The organism is Agrobacterium sp. D14, assembly GCF_001526505.1.
GTDB lineage: Bacteria > Pseudomonadota > Alphaproteobacteria > Rhizobiales > Rhizobiaceae > Agrobacterium > Agrobacterium leguminum.
Genome location: NZ_ASXX01000042.1, coordinates 374,475 through 380,920 on the forward strand (window position 1 = coordinate 374,475; position 6,446 = coordinate 380,920).

At 58.6% G+C, this 6,446-nt stretch carries 4 protein-coding genes; all 4 read right to left on the reverse strand.

The features are described 5' to 3' along the window. Nucleotides 1-145: 145 nt before the first annotated feature. The 4 genes from L901_RS21100 to L901_RS21115 all read right to left on the reverse strand — a co-directional run bounded on the left by L901_RS21100 (nt 146) and on the right by L901_RS21115 (nt 6,302). A complete protein-coding gene (locus L901_RS21100; protein ID WP_035261240.1) occupies nt 146-3,235 on the reverse strand; it encodes an efflux RND transporter permease subunit in 3,090 nt (1,029 codons plus the stop codon). Nucleotides 3,236-3,288: 53 nt separating this feature from the next. Continuing rightward, entirely contained in the window at nt 3,289-4,491 is a 1,203-nt protein-coding gene (locus L901_RS21105) for an efflux RND transporter periplasmic adaptor subunit (protein WP_059760011.1), read from the reverse strand. Nucleotides 4,492-4,689: 198 nt separating this feature from the next. Beyond that, nucleotides 4,690-5,349, reverse strand: a complete 660-nt coding sequence (locus L901_RS21110) for a TetR/AcrR family transcriptional regulator (RefSeq protein ID WP_059760013.1) — start codon at nt 5,347-5,349, stop codon at nt 4,690-4,692. Between the two features lie 2 nt (nt 5,350-5,351). Continuing rightward, the gene (locus L901_RS21115) at nt 5,352-6,302 is read right to left on the reverse strand and encodes a phosphoribosylaminoimidazolesuccinocarboxamide synthase (protein ID WP_059760015.1); all 951 of its coding nucleotides are present in this window, start codon (nt 6,300-6,302) and stop codon (nt 5,352-5,354) included. Nucleotides 6,303-6,446 lie beyond the last annotated feature (144 nt).

The window sequence follows — 6,446 nt, forward strand, 5'->3', positions numbered from 1 at the left end:
TTTTCCCAATTCTCTGGTTGGCTTACCGAGCGCGGCTTGCTGACAAATGGGCTGCGCGGTCGATATGCCGTAGAAACGTGCATTTGCCAAATCGGCAACATTTCTAGCAGCGTATTAACGGTTGGCACAGCCCATTTTTGTTTTGTTAACGCCTTGAAAGGCGACGAATGATGACGAAAAAGGACGGAACGAAGAAAATTCCTAGGAGTGTTGCAGAAAGCATACCACCCAGCACCCCGATACCGATTGCATTTTGCGCGGCGGAACCCGCTCCGGTTGCGATTGCGAGAGGCACGACACCCAGGATGAAGGCCAGCGACGTCATGATGATCGGACGCAGGCGCAGCTTCGCCGCCTCCAATGTCGCTTCCATCAGGCTTAGTCCATGCTCCTGTCTTTCCTTGGCGAATTCGACGATCAGAATCGCGTTTTTCGCTGCAAGGCCGATGGTCGTCAGCAGGCCCACCTTGAAGTAGACGTCGTTCGACTGGCCGAAGAAATGCGCCGCGGTCAATGCACCGAGGACGCCCACCGGCACGGCCATGATGACCGAGAAGGGGATCGACCAGCTTTCATAAAGGGCGGCAAGGCAAAGGAACACGATCAGAACCGACAGCGCATAAAGCATCGGAGCCTGTGAACCGGAAAGGCGTTCCTGATAGGAAATGCCCTGCCATGCCACGGTGTAGCCGCCCGGCAGGCTTGCCGTCAGCCGTTCCATCTCGTCCATGGCGTCACCGGACGCGACGCCCGCGCCGGCGGTACCTTCAAGCGAGATCGCGCCCGTGCCGTTGAAACGGGCGAGAGACGGCGGAGCATTGATCCATTTCACCTCGCTGAAGGAGGAGAAAGGCACCATCTCGCCGCTGGTATTGCGGGCATACCAGAACTTCAGGTCGTCCGGCTGCATGCGGTAGGGCGCGTCGCCCTGAACATAAACGGGCTTGAGCTCGCCGTTCAGCGTGAAGTCGTTGACATCCCGGCCGGCAAAGATCGTCGACAGCATGAGGTTCACGGAGGAGAGATCGACGCCCATGGCGCCCATCTTTTCCTGATCGAGAATGATCTTCATCTGCGTTTCGTTGTCCTGGCTGTCGCTTCTGAGCGAGCTGACCTTCGGATTGCTGGTCGCAAGCGCGATCAGCTCCTTGGACGTGGCGGTCAGTGCCTCGGTGCCGTTGCGGCCGCTATCCACGAGATACATCGAGAAACCGCTCGATGTGCCCATGCCCTGAATTGCCGGCGGCAGAAGCGGGAACACCTGCGCGTCGCGGAAACCGAAGAAGGTGCCCATTGCACGCTGCACGATGGCGCCGGCGTGTTGGTCGGGGGCCGTTCTCTCGGCGAAATCCTTGAGCTTGGTGAAGACGATAGCGTTGTTCTGGCCCGAACCGCTGAAGCTGAAGCCGAGAACGCCGAAAACCGATTCGACATTGGCGGCTTCCTTTTCACGGAAGTAGCTTTCGACCTGCTTTACCACCTCATTGGTGCGTTCGATGTTCGAGCCGGTCGGCGTCTGGATGATCGTCAGCAGTACGCCCTGATCTTCCTGCGGCAGGAATGAGCTGGGCAGCTTGCTGAAGAACCAGGCGCAGCCGCCGATCACGATCGCGAAAATAATCATCACGCGCAGGGGCCGCTTCAGCAGATAACCGATAGAGGAGACGTAACCATCCGTCGTCTTGCCGAAGCCGCGGTTGAACCAGGCGCCCGGTCCGCGCTGCTTCTTGTGATGGTCGATCGGCTTCAGCATCGTGGCGCACAGCGCCGGCGTCAGAACGATGGCGACCACCGCCGAAAGCAGCATGGCCGAAACGATGGTGACCGAGAACTGACGGTAGATGATGCCCGTCGATCCACCGAAGAAGGCCATCGGAATGAACACGGCGGTGAGCACGAGCGCGATACCGATGATCGCACCGGTGATCTCGCCCATCGACTTCTCGGTCGCCTCGACCGGCGACAGGCCTTCTTCCGACATGATTCGTTCGACATTTTCGACGACGACGATGGCGTCGTCGACGAGAAGGCCGATGGCCAGAACCATGGCGAACATGGTGAGCGTGTTGATGGAATATCCTGTCAGCGCAAGGACGCCGAACGTGCCGAGAAGTACGACGGGAACCGCGATCATCGGAATGAAGGTGGCCCGCAGGTTTTGCAGGAACACCAGAAGCACGACGAAAACGAGGATGATCGCCTCGATCAGCGTGTGCACCACTTTCTCGATCGACAGCTTCACGAAGGGTGTCGTGTCATAGGGATATTCGATCGAAACCCCCTCGGGCAGCGAGCCTTCGACAGCGGAAAGCGCCGACTTTACGCGCGCCGCCGTATCGAGCGCGTTGGCACCCGTGGCAAGGTTGACCGCAAAACCGGCAGAGGGACGGCCGTTTGAACGGGAATCGCCGCCATAGGTTTCCTGGCCGATTTCAATGCGGGCCACGTCGCTCAGGCGAACGGTTGCGCCGTCCTTTTCGACTTTCAGGATGACCGATTCGAAATCGGCGACGGTGGTGAGCTGGCTCTGCGCCGTCACCGTCACGTTGAGCTGCTGACCCTTGACTGCGGGCACCGCGCCAAGCGAACCGACCGAAACCTGGGTGTTCTGGCTCTCGATGGCGCTGGTCACGTCGGCCGTGGTCAGCTGGTATTTATTGAGCTTGAACGGATCCAGCCAGATGCGCATCGCATATTCGGAGCCGAAGACGTTGATGCTGCCCACGCCTTCGAGGCGCTTGATCTGGTCTTCGACACGCGAGGAGAACACGTCGCCGAGATCGGCGGAGTTGCGCTTGCCATCGGTCGAGATCAGTGCGCCAACCATCAGAATACTGGATGTGGATCGACTGACCTGAAGACCCTGCTGCTGCACGGTGTCAGGCAGTTGCGACTGGACGAGCTGCAGCTTGTTCTGCACCTGAACCTGCGCGATGTCCGGCAGGATGGTATTGCCGAAGGTCAGCGTCACTTCGGCGCTGCCCGTCGAGGACGACGATGTCATATAGGTGAGGTCGTCAAGGCCGGTCATACCGTCCTCGATGATGGTCGTCACCGATTTTTCGACTGTCTCGGCGCTCGCGCCATTATAGGTCGCGCTGACGCGTACCGTCGTCGGTGCGATATCGGGATATTGCGAAATGGAAAGCGTCCAGATCGCAAGGGCGCCGCCCAGCATGATGACGATGGCGATAACCCATGCAAACACGGGGCGCCGGATGAAGAAATGGGCCATGGCAGTCCTGCCTTACCTTTTACGAGCTTCGACCGAGGGTTTCGTGCTCATGCTTATTTCGAGGGGGCGGCGGCAGGCTGAGCTTGCTGCGGCAGAACGACGATACCGCGATCGTCGATGGTCACTTCAACCGGTGCGACTGTCGCACCGTCGGCAATCCACTGGAAACCGTCGACGATGAGCTTGTCGCCATCCTTGACGTTCTCCGTCACCAGCCAGGCATTGCCCGACTGCTGGCTGGACGGGAAAGTGCGGGTTTCCACCTTGTTTTCCGCCGTCACGAATTTCGCTGTCAGTTCGCCATTGGCGTTCCGGCTCGCGGCGCGCTGCGGAATGCGGAAGCCTTTTTCCTTGCCGATGGTCAGCGTGGCGCGGACATAGGTGCCGGGAAGCAGAAGATCGTCCGGGTTTTCGAAGAGGGCGCGGATGGAGAAGGTGCCCGTGGTTTCGCTCACGGCCATGTCCGACATGTCGATCTTGCCGTCATGCTTGTATTCCGTGCCGTCTTCCAGCGTCAGGTGAATGCCGGTCTCCTTCGTGTCGCCGCCGAGCTGGCCCGACGAGATCGCCTTTTTCAGACGCAGAAGATTGATGCTCGATTCCATCAGATCGATATAGATCGGATCGATGCGTCGCAGCGTCGTCAAAGCCGTTGTCTGGTTGGCCGTCACCACGTTGCCGATGCTGAAAGCGGTTGCGCTGGTGATGCCGTCGAAGGGGGCGCGGACCTTGGTGAGATCGAGGTTGATTTCCGCCGTTTCCAGCGCCGCCTTGGTCTGGGCCACATCGGCTTGCGCCTGTAGCAGCGTCACCTTGGCGTTTTCATATTCGATCTGCGTCGCGCCGCTGTTGACCAGCCGCTCGTAGCGGGCAAGGTTCGCCTGGGCGCTCGGAATGCTTGCTTCCGCCTTCGCCACGTTTGCCTTGGCCTGCGCTACTTCCGCCAGATAGGTATTGTCCTCGATCTGGTAGAGAATATCACCCTGCTTGACCTCGCTGCCTTCCTTGAAGGGAATTTCGCGGATGATGCCGGTGACACGCGGGCGGATTTCTGCTGTCTGGAACGCGCTGGCGCGGCCGGGCAGAACGGTGGTCAAGGGATATTCGCTGGTCTTCATCAGGATGATGCTGACCGGGGACGGCGGACGCTCGGCGCTCTGGGCGGCGTTCTGGCTGCTCTCGCCGCCATCGCTGCAACCTGCCAGAAGCGCGGTCACACACAGAGAAGCAAATAGGGGTAAAATACGTCGGCTCATTGTTCTTCCCTGCGTATCGATCGCATTCAACTATAAGCGCAATGTCGCTCGGCGGATGCGCGTCCGGAAACAGACACGACAGGCGAAGGCCTTGGAAGGACCCGATTCGCTCATTCTGTCCGGACCGCCAAGCGCATAGAAGCGCAGGCTTTTGCGCTTCGCAAGCAATTGCGAGAAGGTGACGTAAATTGGGAATCGTCACTTAGCAAGCGGATTGCGCAATCCCGCATCGATTAAATCGACGAGTTGATCGCAACGTGTTGCTAAATTGCCGATGTCTTCCCGTGCCAGGAGGACGGGATGGATTACGCTTGTAAGCGCGTGGAGCACGGTTTCCGCCAGGGGAGAAATCTCGGCCGGCGCGTAGATTCGCGCGTCGATACCGTCGCGGATAATGTCAGCGAGCAGGTTGGCGATGACGGCTTTATAATAGTCGCCGCACTTCATGTCCTGCTTTGCCGTCATCAGGATCATTTCGAATATGTAGGGATTGTCGTTTAGATCCTGGTGGTGCTGTTCCATCAGGGTGCGGGCGAGATGGCGCAGTCTCGAAAGCGGCGCGTGGCTTTTATCCAGCGGCTGGATGCCCCGTTCGAATGCGCCGATCTGCTCGAAGGCGATCGCATCGACGAGCGCGTTCTTCGAACTGAAATTCTTGAAGACGTTGGCGGGAGACATGCCGAGTGCCGCGGCGATATCGGCAATCGCCACAGCATTGAAACCACGTTCCCGGAAAAGCTCTTCTGCTTTGGCGAGAATGTCCCGCCGCGTTTCCTCGGCGGAACGGCGAGGCCGGCGCCTGACAGGACGGTCACTCTTCCTGTCGTCCTTTCTCGCCTGTTCGATCGTTTTGCTCACGGTCAGACTCCGGGGAAGAATGGCTCCAGGTTCCGGCGTATTCTTGCAAGCGGCGTCTCGCCGCTATCGTCGGGAACGAAATTCTGTCCGGTGATGCGCTCGTAAGCATCAATATAGACCTTCGAAGTCTGCAAGACGAGGTCCTGCGGAATTTCGGGAACGTCGTCCTTATAAGGGTCGCAGCGTTCGGCGACCCAGGCCCTCACGAAATCCTTGTCGAAGCTTGCCGGCCGTGTTCCGTTGCGGAAGCTTTCGTCATAACTGTCGGCCATCCAGTAGCGGCTGCTATCGGGCGTGTGGATCTCATCGGCCAGGATGATCGTGCCGTTTTCATCCGTCCCGAATTCATATTTCGTGTCGACGAGAATGAGGCCCTGCTTTGCGGCAATTTCCTGCCCGCGCTTGAACAGCGCCAGCGCGTAACGGGAAAGCGTGTCCCATTGCTCCTGCGTCAGCAGTTTCTTCTCCACGATCTCGGCCGGTGTCAGCGGCTCGTCATGACCGCCATCGAAGGCCTTGCTTGTCGGCGTGATCACCGGCTCGGGCAGAATCTGGTTATCCTTCATCCCGTCGGGCAGGCTCATGCCGTACATTTGCCGCTCACCCTTCTTATAAAGGGTCAGGATCGACGTGCCGGTGGTGCCGGCCAGATAACCGCGAACCACCACCTCGACCGGCAATATGTCCAGCCGCTTGCCGATGACGACATTGGGGTCGGGATAGCTCACGACGTGGTTCGGACAAATATCCTTCGTTTGTTCGAACCAGTAGCGCGCCGTCTGGGTCAATACCTGTCCCTTATAGGGTATGCAGGTGAGGATACGATCAAAGGCGCTCAGGCGATCGGTCGATATGATGATGCGGTTGCCGTCGGGCAGATCGTAGTTTTCCCGCACCTTGCCACGGTAATAATTCGGCAGCTCGGAAATGACGGCTTCATCGAGAATGCGCACGGGCTCTCCAATTCTTGGCTTTATAAAGAGGCGTTATGCGCCTCAAGTCTTCTGAAACTCTCGTCCGTTCCTATTGCATGTTTCCTGGAACAGGGCCAGTCGCGACATGAAGGCTGCCTTTTTCGCCTGTTCCCGTTAAAAAGA